Below are 19,363 nucleotides of genomic sequence, written 5' to 3'. Positions count from 1 at the left end.
CTGGTTCATCCCGCGATGTCCCCAGTGCGCCCCAGTTGTCGAATCGACTATGCGCAGGCAACCGCCGTGGCTGGCCGGATCAAGGGTCTTCCGTAACATGTTGCAAAATAATTATTTTCGCGCATCGCGAACAGGCCGGACGGGATGCCCGTCCGGCCCGGTGAGATCGGCCGCGAAGCCGTCGACTGTCGCGTTAAACGGTCAACCGCGCCGCATCGACCGCGCTGACCTCGACCGTCAACGGTGCCGGGTGCAGTTCGATCGTGTGTGGTGCGGGATCGACCAGGTCGAGCAGCCGCGGCAGATACTCGGTCAGCACACCGCTGTCGTGCGCCGCCTGATCGGCGCGCGTGGCGTACTTTTCGATCACGGTGACGCGGAGCGGGTCGGTGTCGGGTTCGACGTAGAAGGCATAACGCTGCAGCTGCGGTTCGGTGTGCAGGACCCGCGGGGCCAGTTCGGACAGCAACGCGAGCAGGTCCGCGCCGCGTCCGGCTTTGGCCTGCAGACTGGCGATGACGACGATTTCGGACAAGGCGAACTCCTGTGGGTCGATGGTCATGCGGCGAGCATCGGCAGGCGCAGCGTGGAGGGCGCTGCCGGGTGGTGGTGCACGGTGTGCTGAGCGGGCACGGCCTCGTCGAGGGTGCCGAACTCGGGCACGGTGCGGGTGTGCAGGTTGCGGCTGAACCGGGGGAAATCGAACCCGGCGATCTGCACACGAATGCGGTGGCCGACACCGAACCGGTGCGCCACGTCGTGCAGGGTGACGGTGACGCGGCTGGGTTCCTCGGCATCGAGCCAGTCGGTGTCACCGCCGTCGCGGTAGCGGGCACGTTGCGCGCCGTCGGCGACATTGCGGGCGAAACCATCCGGTTCGACGTCGACCAGGGTGACGCACACGTCCGCGTCGGGGGCGCTGCTGGTGAGGAAGGTGACCAGCTCGGGTTGTCCGGCGATCGTCACCTCCTCGGTCAGCGGCTCGCTGGTGTAGACGAGCAGGTCGTAGCGCCGGTCGACGGCGCGCTGGTCCTGGATGCCCTGTGGCGCCGCCGCCGGGTCTCGTTCCAGCAGGACCGCGCCGCCGTGGGTCGGGAAGGGATCGTGCGGGTCGGCGGTGAAGGTATCGGAAAGCGCAGTCGCCGCTGCGTTTTCCGTGCCTGAACGGATCAAGTGGCCGTTGCCGTCCGCGGTGCGCGCGTCACCGCCCGAGCCGAGTGCCCACTCCGCGATGGTCGACGCGGGCGGCCAGACGGACGCGGAGGCCCAGGTGTCCGAGCCGCCGACGAAGTACGTCACCCGGCCGGGTCCGGAAAGATACCGGTCGGCACCCGGGTGGTCCGCGCCGTCACCGCCGCGCAGATGTCGGTCGAAGAACGCGGCGAGCACCGGATTCCAGGTGGGCACGCCGGCGGCCGCGTCGGCGAGCACGCGGGCGCCGACCTGCCCGGACGGGGTGTAAGTGCCGAAATGCGTCCAGGGTCCGGCGACGAGGCGGGCGTGCTCGTTGTCGGCGAGCGCGGTGGCCAGCCGGAACTGGGTGGGGCTGGTGAAGTCCTGGTAGCCCGTCACCTGCAGGAACGGGATGGTGACGCGTTCGGGTTCGGTGAGCAGGGTCGGTCGCTGCCAGAACGGGTCGTTGGGCGAGCGCAGCCAGTCGGCCCAGAACGGCGCTACCCGGTCGTCGTCGAGCGGGCCGATACCGGTGAGCGGCAGCCTGCGCACGGTGGCGAGCGGGTCGGCGAAGGCTTCGGCGAGTTGTTTGCGCACCTGTTCCTGCTCGTCCGCGTCCAGCGAGCTGTGGTCGAGACCTTCGAGGCAGAGCACGAGACCGTAGGTGGTGAGGAAGCCGAGCTCGAACACGCCACCCGGCCGGGCGGTGTGGCGCATATCGGCGGTAGCGACCAGGGCGACCGCCGCTTTGAGATGTGGATTGCGGGCCGCGACGGCTTGCAGGACGGCCATGCCCAGATAGGACGAGCCGTAGATGCCGACATTGCCGTCGCTCCAGGATTGCGTTGCGGCCCAATCGATCGCGTCGTAGGAGTCGTTGTATTCCTGTGTGATGAAATCGAATTCGCCACCGGACTGGAATCGGCCGCGGGTGTCCTGGACGAGCACCGCGAAGCCCTGCCTGGCGAGCCACAGCGGGTCGGCGACGATTCCGGACACCCGGAAGGAATCCCTGCGGTTGTACGGGGTGCGATGCAGCAGCACCGGCCATCGGCCCTCCTCGGCCGGGCGGTACAGATCGGCGGTGAGGGTGACGCCGTCTCTGGTCGTCATCTCGACATCGGCGTCGATGCGGGGTCGGTACACGGTTGTCTCCTCTGGGGTCGACGGGCGACCGGGGTGGATGCTCCGGCCGGAGCGGGGCGCACGCGCTCAGACGAGCAGGACCCGGCGTCCACGGGTGTGCCCGGCTTGGCTGTCGGTGTGTGCGGTCGCCGCGTCTGCGAGCGAATATGACTGGGCGACAGGGATATACAACTTTTCGCGGGAGATCAGATCGACGGTCTCGGCGAGCGCTTCGGTCATGCTGCCGCCCACACCGGCGAATCGGATGCCGAGCATCGGCGCCTCGAGGTCGGCGATGGTGACGACCTTGTCCGGGTCTCCGGTCAGGTCGAGCAGACCTCGGATGACGCCGGCACCGTTCAGATCCAGCGCGGCATCGACAGTGCCGAGTTCGCGGACCCGCTCGACCCAGCCTTCGCCGTAGGTGGTGGCCGCGGCGCCGAGGCTGCGCACATAATCCAGATTCGCGGCCCCGGCGGTGCCGATCACCTTGATGCCGCGTTCCCGGGCGATCTGCAGCGCCGCGGAACCGACACCGCCGGCCGCACCGCTGACCAGCAGTGTTTGCCCGGGCTGGACATCGACCAGGCGCAGGATTCGTAATGCGGTCTCGACTACAGACGGGTACCCGGCCGCCTCGGCGAAGGTGAGACCGCGAGGCAGCCGGGCCCACGACGACAGCACAGCGAACTCGGCGTACGTGCCCGCACCGCGGCCGAGCACGTACGCGCCGACCTCGATATCGCTCACACCCGCGCCGACTTCGTCCACCACGCCCGCAGCGTCCTGGCCGAGGCCCGTCGGCAGTTCGATCGGGCGGATCCGCCGGAACTGGCCCTCGCGAACCCGCCAATCGTGCGGATTCACACCGGCCGCGCGCACGGCGATGCGTATCTGCCCCGGCCCCGGGTGAGGTTCGGGCACTTCGGTCAGTTCCAGGACTTCGGGGCCGCCGTACTCGGCGAAGCGGACTGCTCTCATGCTCAGAACATAACGCTACCCGTTAGTGTTTTGCAATGGGTAGTTTTTAGGTACAGATGTTGGTTCGTATCTGATAGCGTCACAGGTCGAGGTGCTCGCGCGAACGGCATGGGCGTCCCGGCATCCACGCGAGGACCGCCGGAGAACTGGCTGACCAGTTCGCCGCCGCGACTGGAACCCCAAGGCGGGCTGGTCGATTCGCAGAGCGTGAAGGCGGCCAACACGTCGTGCACAAGAAAGGCGAAGGCGCCCAGTGTGGTGAATCGTTCGGGTCGAGTCTTTGTGGGCGGGCTACACTTTCGCTGCGGGACGTGAGCCGAATCGAGGACGGGCGCATGGCGAGCGACGGTGACTGCATCGCGGATCGTTACACGTTGCGGGAAATGTTCACGTTGGGTGGCGAAGGGCTGGTCTGGCGGGCCACCGACGAGGTGCTCGGCCGGGACGTGGTGCTGAAATGTCCACGTACCGGCGATGCGGAGGGCGCGCAGGTGCTGCGTGTCGCGGCACGCAACGCCGCAGGCCTGCGGCATCCGAATATCGTCGGCGTGCTCGATATCTTCGAGTGCGACGGCGTGCTGTGGTTGGTCACCGAATATGTCCCGGGCGCCTCGCTCGCCGAAAATGCGCGCCAGCAAAGGAAATTGGGGATTTCCCAGACCGTGGCCGTCGGCGCGCAGATCGCGAGCGCGCTCGCGCACTGTCACGACAACGGCATCCTGCACTGTGATGTCTCGCCGGAGAACATCATCCTCACCCCCGACGGCGAGGCCAGGCTCACCGATTTCGGCAGCTCGCTGGATCTGCGGGCAGCCGGTACCGGCGAGCGTCCGAAAGCCGATGCCGCGCGCGGAAAGTGGCGCTATGCCGCGCCCGAGATCGGACAAGGCGGGCTCCCCGGCCCTAAAGCCGATGTGTACGCGCTCGCCGCGTCCTTGCTCGCGGTGTCGGGCCCGCGGCGCGAGACCGGCGCCCTCGACGTGTTGCTGACCCAGCTGACGCTGACGAATCCGGGCCTGCGCCCCTCCGCCGCCGCGGCCGCCGCCTCGTTCGCGCGCCTGGAACAGGCGCCGCGCGATCTGGACCGCACGCTGCTGCGCCGGGTGGTACTCGGTGCGGCCCTGCTGTGTGCGGTAGCGCTGACCGTCGCGGCCGGGGTGGCCATGCCCGCAGACGGGCCTGCCGACCCGCTCGGTGATCCGCGGACCGCCGACCCGTGTGCGCTGCTGGACCCGGCGGTGCTCGCGGACTTCGGGCGCATCGACATGGCTACGGACCAGGGCAATTTCGATACCTGCGATATGCGGGTCCGGCTGCCCGGCGAGGACTTTCATCCCGAGGTCGGCCGGGTCCGGCTGACCCTGTCCGGCGCCCCGCCGCCCGAGCCGAACTCGCAGGCCACGGTGACCCGGGTCGGTGACCTCGCCATTGTGTCCGAGCCGGCGGGGAACACCAGATGCACTCGGGCCCTGATACTTTCGGGCAATGCGAGGATCGAGATCCTCGGTCAGCGCAAGCCGGGTGGGCCGGATCCGTGCGCGATGGCCGATGCGGTGACCGGTCATGTGCGAGAGATGTTGGCACGTGGGCCGATTCCGCGACGATCAGGGGAGTTCCCCGCAGACTCGCTGGCCCGCCACGACGCCTGCGCGCAACTGGACGTGCCGACGCTCAGCAAGGTCCCGGGATTGGACGCGCTGCGTCCGGTGCCCGGCTTCGGCAACTGGTCCTGTCGCTGGAACAGCACCATCGATAGCCACGTGACGGTGCGCTACGACCGCGACCCACCGAAAACGGCCGTGGACGGGCAACCACTCGTGCTCGCCGGACTCCCCAGCTTCCGGCGCGCCGGAGTGACCAATACCGACGAGTGCACCGTGCAGATCCAGTACCGGGACTTCACCGGGGTTTCCGGTGACGAACTCGCCGAGATCGCCGTCGTCCGGTTCGGAGGCGCGCCGACGCCGGAATTGCGTTGCGCGACCGCCACCGAACTCGCCACCACCGTCGCCGCCAGCCTGGTCCGGTGACCGTGCGGACCGGTCCGGCGGGTGGCGTGCGAGGCTCGAACACCGAGTCGAGGAGGCCGAAGTGTCGCAACAAGCAGGGGAGCGCAGGCGAAACGGACTGACCGCGTTGGCCCCGTCCACGCAGGGATTGGCGGGCGGGGTCGGTGGTGTGCCGCCGGGCACCATCTCGGTCCAGTCGACGGTCGGCGGGGTGAGCGGACGTCCCGAGGAGGGCAATGTCATCGAGTTCGGCCGCAATCTGCGACAGGTCGATGTCGGGGTCGGGCCGGACGATCTGCGGATCAGCCGAGTACACGGGACGCTTACCTATCACCGGGCCGGTTGGGCACTGAGCAATACCGGCACCGTGCCCATCCGGCTACCGGAAGCCCGGCTGTTGTTTTCGCGGGAGGAGCCGTTTCCGCTGTACACCGGCTACACCCCGATGTTCATCCGCGGATCGCACCACCGTGAGCATCTACTGGAGGTCTACGTCACCGGCGACGACGGTGACGTGCGGGCACCTCGGCACGAGCATGTCACCGACGTGGCGCCGCCGTGGCCGTTGCGGCCGGACGAGAAACTGGTGCTGGTCGCGCTCGGGCAGTCGTATCTGTTCCATGAACGCTGGCCGCAGCCGTGGACCTGGAAGGAAACCGCCACGCTGCTGGCCACGGTGCAGCCCGAAGCGGGGTGGACCGACCGGGTGGTCGCCGAGCTGGTCGGCCGGGTGCGGGCCAAACTCTCGGACGAGAAGTACGCGCGGGCCTGCGGGCGGGCGCCGGTCCCCGGGCTGACCAGGGACCAGCTGACCGAGCCGATCGGGAACATGCTGAACCACAACTTGATTCAAGAGCTGATCCAGTCGTCGACCCTCGTGCCACGGGATCTCGACCTGCTCGACTAGGCGCACCTCCGATGCCGCGACAGCAGCGTATTGCGCTGTCGCGCCCTTTGCTGTGCGAAACCCATTCTGGCTCAGTGCATTCAACCCCGGACCGGTCCGGAGAGGGTCGCGCGAATATCTGATCGCGGAGTTCGATCGGGGCCCGCAGCATCTGATACCTGAACGAAGGGCAATTCTCATGGCACACAACAGCATCCGCTATTCGTTGGCGGCGGCAGTGGTCGGTACGGCGCTGTGTTCGGCAGCTGTACCTGCCACCGCGGCCGCATACGAACCGTCGACACTGGTGCCGAACGCGTCGCGATCCGAGGCGCGCACCATTGTCGGCCAGGTCGCGTCCGGGTCGGCGGGCCGTTACCAGCTGCCCGATCCGGGCCCCTATCCGAACCGCGAGGAGTGCGAGAAGGCGCGCGCGAAGTATTACGACCCTTCGCAATTGGAGTGCGTCCCCGTGCGAACCGGTCACTGATCGTGCATGCCATGCGGCGGCCCGGCCGGATCTGGGTAGCGATCGGCAACGCGTCGCTGCTCGGGCTCGGCTACCTGATGGTGCGGCGGTGGCGGTCGGCCCTCGTCACGACTGCGGTGACGGTCTGTGTCGTCGTCGTGCAGACGGTATTCGTGCGAGCGATGTGGCTCGATCTCGTCGTGCTGCTGTGGTGGGCAGCGCTGATCGTGCACGGCAGCCGCGTGGCGGCGACCGTCGCCGAACCCGCGGGCGGGGTGCGGGTTCGGCGGGCGGTCGCGCTCGCCGTGACCCTTCTGGTGGTGGGTGTCGTCGTGGTGCTGCGGATGGAGGCCGTGCACATCGACCGCCAGATCGCCGAAGCCAGGCGCGGCGGCGATTGCGTGCAGGGCCGTCTTGCCGCCGCTCGGCTGTGGATCGGTGATCGGGTGGCGGCGGCGCCCCGCGCCGCGCGTATCGAACGTACCGATCGAGCATGCGCGCTCCTGCGTCGCGCCGCAGACGAGTTCAGCCTGGCGCTGACCGGCGACACGTCTTCCCTAGCAAGAGGATTCGCGCTGCTGGACACGGTGTTGACCGAGTTGCCCGGTCACGGGGCGATGGCGCGGCGAGTTCTCGACGATCTGCTCCAGCGGCTGCCCGACGGCAGCGAGGACTGTGCGGCTGCCGCCGTCACCGATTGGCTCGTGGAGCATCCCTTCGACGACGACGTCCGTCGGCGCGCTACAGACGCAGTGCCTGCCATCGCCCCTTGGGCGCTGTTCGGCTGCGCCGCAGATCTGATGACGGTCGGCAACTGGGCCGGCGCCAGGGACCGCTACCAGCACCTGCTCGACCAGTATCCGTGGCACCCGCTTTTCGATCAGGCAAAAGCGGGACTGCGCAAAGCCGTTCAGGCGATCGAACTGGCGACGGTGCGCGGGCTGTTGCAGCCGCAGACGCCCGGTGCACAGCCCGCGTACTGCCGCGCACCGCAGCCATACAGCGCTGCGGCGCCGTACCGCAGCGCAAACCCCAACCGCGCCTTGCTGTTCGGGAACGACTTCGACACCGCCGCGTTCCCGGCCGAGTGGCGGGCCGGCGATGCCGCGGACGCGGTGATCGTGATCTGCGCCGGACCGACCGAATTCGGTGACGTCGTCGAAACATGCACTTACCGTTCGGAACTCACCCACCGTCTGTCGGACGTGCCGTTCCACAAGAAGGCGATACCGTTGCGTGTCTTCGAGGTACGCACCGGAAAGCCGGTGCTCGACACTCGCATCCAGATCACCGGCGCGACCTGCCCGCCCACGCTGTTCTCGACCGCTGACGACCGTGTCGGTGCGAAGTACGTCCAGTCCGCCGACACCGACGTCCGCACCGCCTTCGACGCCGTGATCAATCCCTGACCGAGAGGTGAATCGGCAGCACCGGCAACTTCGGCCGTCAGGGCTATCCCACGATCGCCGTGACCTGGACCTCCACCGGCCCGACCACCGCCACCGTCACCCTCACCCCGCGCTGAGGGATGGCGCTGCTACCGACCTCAGCGATTGCTTTCCTGGATGTGGGGAGCCGGGCTGTGGGGGAGGTCGAAGTCCTGCTCTGCGGCGACGTCGGCTTGCTCGGTCTCAGGGCTGTCCGTGTCGAGCGGGAAGGAATGGTGCTCGTGCGCGACGACCCATCGACCGTCCTGTTTGCGCAGGCCGAAGGTCAACCGCAGTCGGTTGTCGGGATTGCGGAGAAAGTTGTGCTCGGTTCCGCACCGCAGCAGGGCGTGGGCGAAGGCGACGTCGGCACCGGCGGTGATGTCGAGTGACTCGATGTCGAAGGCGGCGCCCTGGGCCTGCCATTGGAAGAACGGCGGCCAAGTGTCGCGGTAGGCGTCGAGGCCGCGCACGCCCTGCTGCGGTGGCGGTACGTCGAACATCACGATGTCCTCGGCATGGTCGGCGAGGACCGCGGGGAGGTCGCCGTGGTGCACCGACTCGGCCCAATGCTCGATCAGTGCGCGGATCTGCTTCTCGTCTGTGGACATGGTCTGCTCGGTCCTTCCGGGTTGTTATGTCAGCACTACAACCCGGGCCGTCCGGCAAACTCATCGCCGTTTACAGATCTTTTTCTCTCAGCTGTGGCGGCAGACCGAAGGACGGGAAGTCGGCGTCGAGGAACGAGACCACTTCCGCCACCTGCCGATCGCGTACCAGCAGCAAATCCAGGCCGGACGGGACGTACACGCCCTGTTCTGTCTCCCACCGGTAGGTTCCGAACGCGATCTGCCCGTTCGCCCGCACCGGCCGGAACCGCCAGCGATGCCGCAAGGCGGTATCGACCAGGAACTCGCGTACCCCGTCGCGCCCCTCGTACCAGATGTGCAGCGGTGGCATCGAGTACCGGACGTCGTCGGTCAGCATCGCCACGATCGTGTCCACGTCGCCCGCCTCCCACGCGAGCAGGTACTTCTTTGCCAGGTCCCGCTGAGCGACCTCGCCCAGCGCGTCGAGCGTCCGGTGTTGCGTGGTCGCCGGAAGCAGGTCGGCCTGCACCTTGCGTGCCCGCTGCAGTGCGCTGTTCACCGCAGGCACCGTGGTGTCCAGGAGTGCGGCGACCTCGCCCGCGGCGAAGCCGAGCACATCGCGTAGGAGGAGCACGGCGCGTTGTAGAGCCGAAAGGTGTTGCAGCGCAGCGACGAACGCCAACTCCACGGTTTCTCGTGCGATGACTCGAGCTTCCGGGCTCAACTGCGCCGTCCAGCCCATCAGGTGATCCGGATAGGGTTCCAGCCACGTCGCCTCGGCTCGCGGGGTAGCGTCCGCAGCCAAATCGGTGGGCAGCTCACGTCGCCCGCGACGCTCGATGATCGTCAGCGACCGGTTCGTTGCGATCTTGTACAGCCACGGTCGGATCGACCCCCGATCCTCGAAGTTCTGCAGGCTGCGCCAGGCGCGATCCAGGGTTTCCTGGACTGCGTCCTCGGCATCATGAACAGACCCCAGCATTCGATAGCAGTGGGCACGCAACTCATCGCGAAACGGCCCGACCAGCCGTCCGAACGCATCGCCGTCACCCGAACGTGCCGCTACCAAAAGACTTGTGGCAGCGGACTCATCGGTCTGCCGTGAATCGCTCACCCGGTTGGAGCCATCGCCCATGACCGTCACGGTACCTCGGCTTCACCTCGTCTCCGGGGCTGGCAGGGCTCCCGAGTCGACTCTTGAAAAAATCGGATCAGCCGCGGCACCACGTCCCGGCCTTGCCCGCCCAGAGCTCTTCCACGAGCAGAGCATCGCGCTGGGCAGCCGCCGAGCTTTTCGAAACCTGGGGCGTCCGTCCGCAAAATTTCGCGGAGTGGGCGGCCGTGCACCGCGACGACTTCGGTCGCTGACCCGAGCCGGGCGGCACGAATTCTGTTGCGGGAGTCTGCTGAAACCGTCGGGTGGACGTGGCCCTTGCAGTTGAACAACGCATTCTGGAAAACACTAGTGATTTGCCAGTAGTTCGGCCGCGGGCACCGCTGGAAGGCTCCTCCGCATGGACAGTGTGGTTTGGTCGGCGGCGCGCCGACGGGGGGTCACCGCTCTCATGGCAGCCGCGGTGGTGGCATCGATGACACAGGCCGGGGTGGCGGGGGCCGACCCGGAGCCGGTGAGTGCGGCGAGCGATCGGCAGGAACAGGTGCTGTCGACGCGGGACGGGGTCATTACGTCGTACGTCAGCTATCTGCTGCCGTTGCCCGCGGACGCGCCCGCACATCCGGCGGCCTGCGATCGGGTCGGGTATCTGCGGTATCGATCCGTGGACGGGCCCGCCGCGTCGGCGGACGCGGCGCACATCGCGATCCAGGAGCAGGGGCTCGGTGGTGGCGCGCAGAACTCCGACAGCGTCGCGTTCAATACCGTGCATTCGGCGCGGGCCATGGGGCAGCAGATCGAATTCTGGGCGCTGGGACGGCGCAGCGCGTGCCTCGACGAGACCGAGGGTTTCGACTACGCGCTGCGCAGCGGCGACTACCTCGACGCGGTCGACTACTACTTCAACGGAAAACCGTTGGACGGCAAGGTGTTCCCGGGAATCAAGACTTCGGCCGAACTGCCGGTGCTCGATTTCATGGGTCTCGAACGCGTGGTGCGGGACCAATACGAGGTGATGCTGGCGGAGGTGCCCGAGCAGGCCGAGCGGCAGCGGCGGTTCGTCTGCACCGGAATCTCGTTGGGCGGCCTGGTGACCGGCTTCTTCGCCGACTGGGACTTCGACGGGCGTCCGGGCGCGGATCAGTGTGCGGCCTTTGCCGCGCAGGACTCGATCATCTCCTCCGATCCGGTCGCCATCCAGAACACCCCGTTGCTGCACGACATCACCAATGCGCTTGTCTCGCCTGCGGAGACGGTGGTGCAGAACGGATTCCGGGCGGGGCTGCTGCCGCGCACCTTCGGTCCGTTGCCGGTGATCGGCACCAAGGGATTCCTGCTGCTGCGGCTGGCTGGGTTGGCCGCGCATCTGGATCCCGACGGGGAGAGCAGCCTGCTCGCGCATATCCCGCACGACCTGGAGATGGACACGACGCTCAACTACCTGTTCGCCCGCAGTTGGAGTGCCTTCGCCACCAACGGCGCCGACGGCACCGGCACCATGCGCGACTACCGATTCACCAATTCCGCCCTGCTCGGCGTGTTGATCGACAACAACTCCTCCAATTTCACGCTTTTCCAGCAGGGACTGGGCGCGCTGGCCGGCGGACCGGTCGAGGAGAAGACCTTCCCGAATCCAGGATCCGTCACGCAGATACCGCTGCTCGGCAACTACCTCAGGTTGGGCGCCGGCCCGCAGACGCGCGTCGCGCCGACCGACCGCGGTGCGCTCTACACCTGGCGCAACTACGACGACGTCCTGGGCATCGGGTACACCGCGCCTGCGCATGAGACCGCCGATATCCGTGATGCCGCAAGGCAACTCGCGATGGGCTCGCCATACGCATACTGGGAGACCTACTTTCCGCTGCGCGTGGTGGTGGATATCGGTGCGGGCTACGGCGGTGCGCGCAGCGGTGAGCTGAACGGACTGCGCTACCACGGCATGAGCCGCACCAAACCCAATTACGCCGCCTTCGCGCAGGACAGCGTCGTGCAAGCCGCGGTCGGTGCGCTCTTCCCGACGCCGCCGTCGTCGACCGTCGTCACCCTGCCCGGCTACAACCACGTCGACACCATCGGCGCCGCCGCGGTGCAGAACGACGGAAGCCCGGACTACAGCGGGGAAACCCTCGCCCGTTTCATCCGGACGCTCGGCTAGACAACCCTGCTCCTCGAACGCTGAGAACGGTGCGCTCGGTGTGCTCGATCGCGAGATCGGCACGCCGAGCGCACCTTCGGTCCTCAGCGCGGGAGGTCACCGGTGCTGCGTTGCTCCGCTCGCTGCCAAGCCGCATGTATCGCGTCCGCGGTCGTCTCGTAGAGCGTTGCCAGGTGCTGGGCTCGTTCCTCGGACAATCGGGTTCTGCCGCGCTCGATTTGGGCGAAGGCATCGGTGCGCATCCCCAGTGTCCAGGCGACCTGGGACTGGATCAGGCCGGCCAGCCAACGGTATTCGGCCAGTGACCGGGTGTTGATCGGCAGGTCGAGAATCTCGTCCATCCCGACCTCGAGCACGGCGGCGACCCGGTGCAGGAGATGGACCTGTGGTCGGCTGATGCCGGTACACCAGCCGTAGACCGTGGTCACCCCGACGCCGCTGTGCCGGGCGAGGTCGGCGATCGAGAAGCCCTGCCGGCGTCGAATCGCGTCGAAGCGTTCGGCGTCGAAGCCGCGCACGATATGTCCATTCATTGCGGGAACTTCTCGATCGTCGGGTCGCTCGTGCGAATCGGGTGTGGCTTCGGAGATTTGGAGCAGGGCGGCGAGGGTGGACAGGCGTTTGATGGATTCGCTGGACAACGCGGCCGAGGCGCGAACCAACCGCCGTAGCGCGGTATCGGACAGTTTCGCGGCGAGAGCTTCGTTCCAGTGGCTGGAACCGAGCTCGGGGCCTTCGGTGAAATAGTCGTCCTCGACTTCGAAAAACGTTGCCAGCGTAGTGATGACCTTCGCGGAGGGCTCGGTGCGGATGCCCCGGCGCAGTTGCGACAGATAGGGCGAGGAGATGCGGCAGCCGCGACGGTCGAGTTCTCGGCGGAGTTGTTCATTGCTCAGTGTCTTGCTGTGCTGTTCTTGCCATCGGTCGATCAGGGCGTTGAGCTTTGCCGCGAACGCACCGGGTGATTCGCGGTTCGGGGTCGGCTCGTAGCGCTCGGGCGCTGGTTGCATCGTCGGCTCCTTCAACAGACCAGTGGTCTCGCGGCGGAGTCAGCGGCCGGGTGTGCGTCCGACCTGCTGTCCGGTGAGCAGTCCGGCCAGGGCGGGCCATTTCTGGACGAGCAAGTCGACGACGTCGCCCTCGGCGAGGGTGCTGAATTGTTTGTTGGTCCGGCAACCGGGTTGGGCGGGACGGTCTTCGAGGCGGTCGACGACGAAGTCATAGGCGCGGGGGATCCAGGTGAGCAGCCCGGAAATGTGTTCGGCGAAGTATTCGCTGTCGTAGGTGATGGATTGGCCGGGGTCGTCGCAGTACCAGTCGATCAGTCGGTCGGTGCCTGCGTAGGGGATCAGCTCGTCGCTCTGCGCGTGGTAGACGTACATCGGCACGGTGGGTCGTTGCTTACCCAGTGCGTTGTCGTTGATCGCGTCGACAATGGCGGGTTCGGCCAGGATGCCGCCGGGCTCGGGGCCGGTGTAGCCACCGAGGTAGTTCCAGAACGGGAAAGTGGCCGAACCGTAAGGGCTGTGGCACAGAAAGCTTTTCACGGTCATGGTGAACCGGGTGAACCAGTCGGTCCTGGTCTCCAGTACCTGTTTCACGCCGGGGTATTCGGTGGCGAAGCCCGAGAAGGCGCCACCGATCAGTCCGGCGCCGATGTTGAAGTTGTTCTGCCGGATGACCGCGGGCAAGTCGGCCATGGCGACACCGCCGAGGCCGATACCCACGATATTCAGTTCTGGGGCATAGTCTTTGGCGTGTTCCGTGAGCCAGCCGGTAGGGATGGAGCCGCCCGAGTAGCCGAGCGCGGCGATGCGCGTGTCATTCCCGGCGGACAGTTCCAAAGGGGTGAACTTTATCGCCGCGCGCATGGCGTCCAGCGTTGCTTGCCCGCCGATGACGGCGGCGCCGAAAGCCGAGTTCGGGCCCTGGTAGTCAGGCATGGACAGGGCGTAGCCGTTCGATACCGCTTCCAGGACAGCGAGATTCGCTTCGCCCATGTTCACGAAGTCGGAGAAGATCGGGATGCTGCCCTGCTGGATGCCGTAGGACGGCGCGCAGTACATCGCGGTGGAGTCTTCGGCCACCTGGTAGGACAACAGCTTTCGCCCGCCTTCGGGAGCGGGCCCGCGCGGCTTGATCAAAGTGGTCACGGTGGCGATGGCTTGGCCGTGGCTGTCGTTGGTGCGATACAGCACCTGCCAGGCGTCCACGTTCATGGGGATCACGTTCAACGCGGCCGGGGTGATCAAGCGCGCCTTCAGGATATCCCCGGGCGCGGCGGCCTCGATCGCACTCGCCGGCGCTCGGTAGAACGGATCGAGTTCTGGGGGGAGTACCGCGACCGGTAACGGATCGATCGGCACCTCGGCCTTGGTCTCCGGCGCGGCCGCGGCCATGCCGCCGGTCAGTTGCACCGCCAACACCGTGATGGCGGAAAGCATTACCGCCCGAACCCGGTGTCGTTGCCACCTCGTTGTGGATACCCGCATTCGTTTCCTCGCTCTCGGAGACAACCTCTGGTGCGGATCTGTACCGTTTCTGTTCCGTTGCCGGAGGGGCACGGGGAAGTCCGAATGAAAGCCCTTCGACCTGTGCCCAGTGCTTCGTATCCTTTGCAGTCTATGGGAGACTGTATAGTCTCCAGAAGCATCCTGCAACATGCTGGCTATAATTTGTAGACGGACTGGTTTCCCGGAGACGAGGTAATCTACCGCAGTGGCCCCTTTGACCTCGCTCAATATCTCGCGCGACCGCCTTCCTAGCGGGAAACACCGTTTCACCAGGGAGGATGTCGTTTCTTCGCAGCGTGGCAGGATTCATCTGGGCTTGTTCGAAGCCCTCCATGCCAAGGGCTATGCCGCGACTACGATCACCGACATCGCCGATCGCTCCGGGGTATCGCGGCGTACCTTTTATCAGCAATTCACTGGCAAAGAGGACTGCTACCTCGCCGCCTTCGATGCGGTGCTGCCCGTGGTGATCAGCGCGATCGACGACGGTATCGAACGGTCCGCGGGGGACTGGCGGGCCAGGATCGACGCCTCCCTGCGTGCCTTCATCGATGTTCTGGTGGCCGAACCCGCGGCGGCCTGGGCGCTACTGGTGGAATCCCTGGGCGCGGGTCCGCTCATCTCGACCCGGCGCACGCAGATGCTCGCGGCGTTCGCCGGGCGCGTTCGCGGTGCGTATCACCTTGCGCGGCAAGACGACCCGGCGTTACCCGAGCTGCCGCCGGAAATGTTCGACCTGCTCGTCGGCGGTTACGACGACCGTGTCCGCCACTGCATGACCACCCGGAGCATCAGCGAATTACCCAGCGTGACACCGCTTCTCGTGTCCGCCACCCGACGGCTGTTCGGCGATCCCGAGTAGCTCCGCGCCACGATCGCGAAGTCGACTGACGGCAGTGTCTCGGCGTATGACCTCAGGTGTCGCGTTCATGCTCGGTGGCGAGCTGTCGAGCGATGCCGAGCAAGAAGTGCCCTAGTTGTTCGAGATGTGGTGCGAGGTCGGGGGTTCCGGTGACCGTGTCGGCGTCGGGCGCCAGGCCGAGGAGTTGTGCGGCGATGTCGCGGGGGTGATCGGCGGACAGGTCGAGGCGGCTGTTGCCGTCATCGATGTGATGGGCTCGGTCGGGGAGGGCGTAGGCGCGGGTAGCGGCGATATCGGCCGGCATGGGGACAGTGATGTGCACCTGGTATCGGGTGGGTGCGGCAGCCAGGCGGGTGGTGACATACGTGGCAGGGTCGGCGGCTGGGAGTTCGCGGGGTGTGGTGTGCCGACCGGTCGGAGCAGGGTCGGTGAGGCGGTCGGCACGGTGGATGCGCCAGTCGCCGTGGCGGGCGTCGTAGGCGAGCAGATACCAGTGGCTGGTGGCGAAGACCAGGCTGTGCGGTTCGACCCGCCGCCGCTCGGTGCTGCCGTGCCGGGTTCGATAGTCGAACTCGAGGATCTCCTGGTCCCGGCAGGCGGCCGCGAGCGTGGCCAGCACCGTGGGATCGGCGGAGGGTTCCGCGGGCGCCCACGAGAGTGGTCCGATCGGATGCGTGACGGTGCCGAAAGCGGTGATCCGGTGGCGCAAGCGTTTCGGCAGTACCTGCTCGAGTTTGGTCAGTGCCCGCAGTGCCGTGTCCGGTAGGCCGGTGACGCCGCTGGAGGCGGTGCGCAGCGCGACGGCGACGGCGACGGCTTCGTCGTCGTCGAGTAGCAGCGGCGGCATGGCCGCACCGGACGCGAGCCGGTAACCCCCGGCGTGACCGGGGGCGGATTCGACCGGGTAGCCCATCGCACGCAGCCGCTCGATGTCGCGGCGCACCGTGCGAAGGGTGACCCCGAGGCGTTCGGCCAGCTCGCTGCCACCCCACGAGCGGCGGGTTTGCAGCAGCGACAGCAGGCGCAGCATGCGGGCGGGCAGGTCATAGGTCATGGCCCCAGATTGCCAAGGTTCGGTGACAACTTCTGTCCTCAAAGGGTTCTATCGTCGATTCCGGCTCACCTTTCCGAAGCAGAAAGCGAGGACGTGATGGCCTACGACGAGGTACTCGCCGACCGCATCAGCGAGCGGCTGGCGCCACGCGGGGTGACCGCGAAGAAGATGTTCGCCGGCCTGACCTTCCTGTGGCAGGGCAACGCCATGGCGAATCTGTACGACGAGGGCCTGATGGTGCGCGTCGGCGGGGACGGGATGGACGACGCCCTGGCGCGTCCCGGCGCGCGCCCGTTGCTGTTCCGCGGCAAACCCCAGAACGGCTGGGTGCTACTCGACGAGGAAACCCTCGACGACGCCGCGCTGGATTCCTGGCTCGAGTGGGCCTGGGAGTGCACCGCGGAACTGCCCCCGAAGAAGCCTGGCGCGAAGACGAAGAAATAGCCTCTCGCGCAAGCAAATTCACGATTGGAGACCCCGTGATCACCGGAATCAACACTGCCGTCGCCTGGGTGCTCGACCAGGACGCGGCCAAGAAGTTCTGCACCGACACCCTCGGTCTGCAGGTGCGCGCCGACGTCGAGATGGGACCAGGCGCGCGCTGGCTGGCCGTGGGGGCTCCCGGCCAGCCCGACGTGCAACTGGCTCTGTTGATGCCGGGCCCGCCCGCTCTGGATCCCGAATCCGCCGGGCAACTCGAGGCGCTGCTCGTCAAAGGCGTGCTGGCCGGCTGCACCTTCACCGTCGACGATTGCGCCGCCGTCTACGCGGAACTCTCCGCCCGCGGTGTGCAGTTCCTCCGCGAACCGGAGCCCCTGCCCTGGGGACTGTCCGCGATCCTCACCGACGGCACCGGTAGCAGCTACGAAATCCTGCAACCCACCCGCTGACCTCATCACGGCAACCCTTAGTCTTCCATCGCAAGACATGTTGGACGCCGGAGGTTCCATGCGTTTGATCTCGAGTGGCCGTCACCATGCCACCTTCGAATTCGGCGAGCTGCAAGTGATTTCGTTGCGGGACGGGTACATCGATATGCCGCCGACCCGGCTGCGCGGCGAGGACGGGTGCCCACTCGAGGCGCTGCCCGCTTCCGTGCCGCTGGTCGACACGAACCTGCGGCTGGCGGTCAACGCCTTCTTCGTCACCGACGGCACCCGATCGGTGCTGATCGACACCGGCGGGTCCGATGTCTGGCACGACCCCACCATGGGCCTGATCTACGACGCGCTCACCGAAGCGGGTATCGATCGCGCGCAGATCACCGACGTGGCCATCACGCATAGACACGAAGACCACGTGAGCGGGTTGGTCATGCCGGACGGTACAGAGGCGTTTCCTGAACTCGAACGCGTGTGGATCGGCGCGGGCGACACCTCGGTGTGCACCGGAAGACTCGCGCCGCTGCGCGACCGCGTCGTCCCCGTATCGGACCAAGTCGCGCTCACCGACTGGGTCACCGCGATCCCGACACCGGGCCACACCCCCGGCCACACCGTCTACGACGTCCGCAGCAGCGCCGGTCACCTGCTCGTCTGGGGCGACACCGTGCACGTCCCCACCCTCCAATTCGAGCGCCCGAACATCGCCTGGGAGTTCGACCGCGACCAAACCCAGGCCCGCGCCGTACGAGCATCGCTCCTCGAGCAACTGACCCGACCAAACCACTACGTAGCCGGCGCCCACCTCGACTCACCCGGCATCGCCCGCGTCACCCCCTCCGGCCCCGGCTATTCCCTGGAATACCTGGCCCCACCGATCGGCTGACGGAGCATACCGAGCTGCCGCGTGAGCGGAAAGCGTGCTCACGTCCAGGCAGTCGAAGCGCAACGTGCCCCTATTCGCTCAGTAGGCGGCGGATCTCCTGGTCCGGATATCGAGCGCTGCGGCTCTCCTGCTGGAACGCGCGCATGAACGCCGACATTGCCGCTGCGGTGGGTGCGTGCCGCGTGAGGATTGCTGCGGCTTGCGCCGGAATTCCCTCCGGCGCTTCGCCTTCGGCGAAGGCGCGCACCAGCTCGGACCGCGCCTGCCGGTCCGTCGGCCGCAGCCCGTACAGGGCGACGATCAGCCAGTTCACGAGGTAGGTGGCGGTGTAGCCGCGGTCGTAACTTTGATGCTGGTCGAAGAACGTGACTTCCTCGGGCGAGAGGTCGAATCCGCGGGCGAGCGCGAGGCCGTAGTCGCCGAAGTAGAGGCGCCGACCGTCGGTCAGGATGTTCTCGAAGTGCGCGTCGAGGTGTAGCAGCCCGCGGCTGTTCATGAAGTGCGTGCCGACGGCCAGTTCGCGTTCCACCATGACGCAGGCTCTGTCGGCAGCCTCGTCGCCCGCCTCGATCTGGGCGTTCAGCCATTCGTGCAGGTTCTGTGGGAGGTACTCCAGGAACAGCGCGATGCTCGCCGACGCATCCCGGATGGCCTCGATCCGGTGGCGCATCTGCGGTCGGTTGCCCCAGTACGCGACGGCGTGGTCGATGTCGGCGAGTTCCTCCGGCAACGATGTCGTGTCCGGCAGTACCCGCCAGTGATACATGAGCGGGAAGCCTTCGTGTTCGGCGGCGAGCACCCAGTTCGTCGTCATGACGTGCACGGCGAGTTCGCGCCAGGCCCCGAAGCCGGGACCGCCGAGGAGCCCGACGCCGTACTGGCAGAACGACGGCAGGTCGAACAGGTTCGCCGTGGACCGGACGTGTTCCGGCTGCCGTTCCAGGTCGGTGAGGGGCACTCGCTTCACGAAGACCCGGGTTCCGGCGACCTCCAGCAGCGCCGACTTCCCGCCGATACCGGTACCGATCGGCGCGGCCCCGTCCACGAGTTCGCGCAACGTGTAGTCGCTGTGCAGTGCCAAGGCGGTGGAGACGGCGCTGTGCGCGTGCAGTCGCGCCCGGTGCGACAGGTCGGGAGTCGTCGCGTGAGGGGACATTGCTACTACCCTGCTTCCCGGCCTGTTGCTTGACCGATCTTCTGCTGTCGGGTTAGCTGTTCGCTGGTTTCATGATCGT

Annotated in this window: 17 protein-coding genes and 1 pseudogene; 9 read left to right on the top strand and 9 right to left on the bottom strand. The window is 67.0% G+C overall.

All coding sequences use genetic code 11. The annotated features are described in order from the left end of the window. Window positions 1–193: 193 nt before the first annotated feature. From NVU01S_RS07840 to NVU01S_RS07830, 3 genes are all read right to left on the bottom strand, one after another. Window positions 194–562 carry a putative quinol monooxygenase gene (locus NVU01S_RS07840; protein ID WP_043663416.1) on the bottom strand — a complete coding sequence of 123 codons (369 nt, stop codon included), beginning with the start codon at window positions 560–562 and terminating at the stop codon, window positions 194–196. Further along, entirely contained in the window at window positions 559–2,319 is a 1,761-nt protein-coding gene (locus NVU01S_RS07835; RefSeq protein ID WP_043663420.1) for a CocE/NonD family hydrolase, read from the bottom strand. The genes NVU01S_RS07840 and NVU01S_RS07835 overlap by 4 nt, the downstream gene beginning before the upstream one ends. Window positions 2,320–2,385: 66 nt before the next feature. Further along, window positions 2,386–3,279, bottom strand: coding sequence for an NADP-dependent oxidoreductase (locus NVU01S_RS07830; protein WP_043663424.1), 894 nt, complete (start codon window positions 3,277–3,279; stop codon window positions 2,386–2,388). A gap of 311 nt (window positions 3,280–3,590) precedes the next feature. Between NVU01S_RS07830 and NVU01S_RS07825 the strand changes: the two genes are divergently transcribed. The 4 genes from NVU01S_RS07825 (at window position 3,591) to NVU01S_RS07810 (ending at window position 8,052) form a co-directional block, all read left to right on the top strand. Further along, window positions 3,591–5,309 (top strand): serine/threonine-protein kinase, encoded by a 1,719-nt coding sequence (locus NVU01S_RS07825; protein WP_156161386.1) that lies wholly within the window; start codon window positions 3,591–3,593, stop codon window positions 5,307–5,309. A 61-nt stretch (window positions 5,310–5,370) separates the two neighbouring features. Further along, the gene (locus NVU01S_RS07820) at window positions 5,371–6,195 is read left to right on the top strand and encodes a hypothetical protein (RefSeq protein ID WP_209444744.1); all 825 of its coding nucleotides are present in this window, start codon (window positions 5,371–5,373) and stop codon (window positions 6,193–6,195) included. A 178-nt stretch (window positions 6,196–6,373) separates the two neighbouring features. Then, window positions 6,374–6,664 (top strand): hypothetical protein, encoded by a 291-nt coding sequence (locus NVU01S_RS07815; protein ID WP_043663430.1) that lies wholly within the window; start codon window positions 6,374–6,376, stop codon window positions 6,662–6,664. 11 nt (window positions 6,665–6,675) lie between these two features. Next, window positions 6,676–8,052, top strand: a complete 1,377-nt coding sequence (locus NVU01S_RS07810) for a hypothetical protein (RefSeq protein WP_052280109.1) — start codon at window positions 6,676–6,678, stop codon at window positions 8,050–8,052. Window positions 8,053–8,294: 242 nt separating this feature from the next. Here NVU01S_RS07810 and NVU01S_RS07805 read toward each other — a convergent pair. Then, a pseudogene (locus NVU01S_RS07805) lies at window positions 8,295–8,681 on the bottom strand (YybH family protein); the annotation flags it as partial. 70 nt (window positions 8,682–8,751) lie between these two features. Beyond that, window positions 8,752–9,795: a sigma-70 family RNA polymerase sigma factor gene (locus NVU01S_RS07800; protein ID WP_052280110.1), complete on the bottom strand. Its 1,044-nt coding sequence runs from the start codon at window positions 9,793–9,795 to the stop codon at window positions 8,752–8,754. Window positions 9,796–10,249: 454 nt separating this feature from the next. On the opposite strand from NVU01S_RS07800, the gene NVU01S_RS07795 reads away from it, so the two are divergent. Then, window positions 10,250–11,932: a hypothetical protein gene (locus NVU01S_RS07795; protein WP_244467080.1), complete on the top strand. Its 1,683-nt coding sequence runs from the start codon at window positions 10,250–10,252 to the stop codon at window positions 11,930–11,932. Between the two features lie 83 nt (window positions 11,933–12,015). Here NVU01S_RS07795 and NVU01S_RS42350 read toward each other — a convergent pair whose 3' ends face one another. Together NVU01S_RS42350 and NVU01S_RS07785 are read right to left on the bottom strand one after the other, a co-directional pair. Next, window positions 12,016–12,942, bottom strand: coding sequence for a helix-turn-helix domain-containing protein (locus tag NVU01S_RS42350; protein WP_043663433.1), 927 nt, complete (start codon window positions 12,940–12,942; stop codon window positions 12,016–12,018). A gap of 39 nt (window positions 12,943–12,981) precedes the next feature. Continuing rightward, the gene (locus NVU01S_RS07785; RefSeq protein ID WP_052280112.1) at window positions 12,982–14,376 is read right to left on the bottom strand and encodes a lipase family protein; all 1,395 of its coding nucleotides are present in this window, start codon (window positions 14,374–14,376) and stop codon (window positions 12,982–12,984) included. 274 nt (window positions 14,377–14,650) lie between these two features. Between NVU01S_RS07785 and NVU01S_RS07780 the strand changes: the two genes are divergently transcribed. Beyond that, on the top strand, window positions 14,651–15,307 hold the full coding sequence (locus tag NVU01S_RS07780) for a TetR/AcrR family transcriptional regulator (RefSeq protein WP_082031794.1): 657 nt from the start codon (window positions 14,651–14,653) through the stop codon (window positions 15,305–15,307). A gap of 52 nt (window positions 15,308–15,359) precedes the next feature. Here NVU01S_RS07780 and NVU01S_RS07775 read toward each other — a convergent pair whose 3' ends face one another. Beyond that, window positions 15,360–16,361, bottom strand: coding sequence for a helix-turn-helix transcriptional regulator (locus NVU01S_RS07775; protein WP_043663435.1), 1,002 nt, complete (start codon window positions 16,359–16,361; stop codon window positions 15,360–15,362). Between the two features lie 96 nt (window positions 16,362–16,457). On the opposite strand from NVU01S_RS07775, the gene NVU01S_RS07770 reads away from it, so the two are divergent. From NVU01S_RS07770 to NVU01S_RS07760, 3 genes are read left to right on the top strand one after another with little or no spacing between them, the layout of a single operon-like run. Then, the gene (locus tag NVU01S_RS07770) at window positions 16,458–16,805 is read left to right on the top strand and encodes a TfoX/Sxy family protein (RefSeq protein ID WP_043663437.1); all 348 of its coding nucleotides are present in this window, start codon (window positions 16,458–16,460) and stop codon (window positions 16,803–16,805) included. Window positions 16,806–16,840: 35 nt separating this feature from the next. Next, window positions 16,841–17,251 (top strand): VOC family protein, encoded by a 411-nt coding sequence (locus NVU01S_RS07765; protein WP_043663439.1) that lies wholly within the window; start codon window positions 16,841–16,843, stop codon window positions 17,249–17,251. Between the two features lie 58 nt (window positions 17,252–17,309). Next, entirely contained in the window at window positions 17,310–18,128 is an 819-nt protein-coding gene (locus NVU01S_RS07760; protein WP_043663747.1) for an MBL fold metallo-hydrolase, read from the top strand. 70 nt (window positions 18,129–18,198) lie between these two features. Here the strand turns inward: NVU01S_RS07760 and NVU01S_RS07755 are convergent, their stop codons facing one another. Next, the gene (locus NVU01S_RS07755) at window positions 18,199–19,284 is read right to left on the bottom strand and encodes a protein kinase family protein (RefSeq protein WP_043663440.1); all 1,086 of its coding nucleotides are present in this window, start codon (window positions 19,282–19,284) and stop codon (window positions 18,199–18,201) included. Window positions 19,285–19,363: the final 79 nt, after the last annotated feature.

Source organism: Nocardia vulneris (assembly GCF_001613425.1).
Classification (GTDB): domain Bacteria; phylum Actinomycetota; class Actinomycetes; order Mycobacteriales; family Mycobacteriaceae; genus Nocardia; species Nocardia vulneris.
The sequence above is the reverse complement of the archived record's forward strand: the minus strand, read 5'-3'. Positions and strand labels throughout refer to the sequence as shown.

What these genes read in the sequence shown, in the direction of transcription:
- NVU01S_RS07840 (WP_043663416.1), bottom strand. Translation starts at nt 562, where the DNA reads ATGACCATCGACCCACAGGAGTTCGCCTTGTCCGAAATCGTCGTCATC.
- NVU01S_RS07800 (WP_052280110.1), bottom strand. Translation starts at nt 9,795, where the DNA reads ATGGGCGATGGCTCCAACCGGGTGAGCGATTCACGGCAGACCGATGAG.
- NVU01S_RS07760 (WP_043663747.1), top strand. Translation starts at nt 17,310, where the DNA reads ATGCGTTTGATCTCGAGTGGCCGTCACCATGCCACCTTCGAATTCGGC.
- NVU01S_RS07775 (WP_043663435.1), bottom strand. Translation starts at nt 16,361, where the DNA reads ATGACCTATGACCTGCCCGCCCGCATGCTGCGCCTGCTGTCGCTGCTG.
- NVU01S_RS07810 (WP_052280109.1), top strand. Translation starts at nt 6,676, where the DNA reads ATGCGGCGGCCCGGCCGGATCTGGGTAGCGATCGGCAACGCGTCGCTG.
- NVU01S_RS07815 (WP_043663430.1), top strand. Translation starts at nt 6,374, where the DNA reads ATGGCACACAACAGCATCCGCTATTCGTTGGCGGCGGCAGTGGTCGGT.
- NVU01S_RS07830 (WP_043663424.1), bottom strand. Translation starts at nt 3,279, where the DNA reads ATGAGAGCAGTCCGCTTCGCCGAGTACGGCGGCCCCGAAGTCCTGGAA.
- NVU01S_RS07785 (WP_052280112.1), bottom strand. Translation starts at nt 14,376, where the DNA reads ATGCTTTCCGCCATCACGGTGTTGGCGGTGCAACTGACCGGCGGCATG.
- NVU01S_RS07770 (WP_043663437.1), top strand. Translation starts at nt 16,458, where the DNA reads ATGGCCTACGACGAGGTACTCGCCGACCGCATCAGCGAGCGGCTGGCG.
- NVU01S_RS42350 (WP_043663433.1), bottom strand. Translation starts at nt 12,942, where the DNA reads ATGCAACCAGCGCCCGAGCGCTACGAGCCGACCCCGAACCGCGAATCA.
- NVU01S_RS07795 (WP_244467080.1), top strand. Translation starts at nt 10,250, where the DNA reads ATGACACAGGCCGGGGTGGCGGGGGCCGACCCGGAGCCGGTGAGTGCG.
- NVU01S_RS07755 (WP_043663440.1), bottom strand. Translation starts at nt 19,284, where the DNA reads ATGTCCCCTCACGCGACGACTCCCGACCTGTCGCACCGGGCGCGACTG.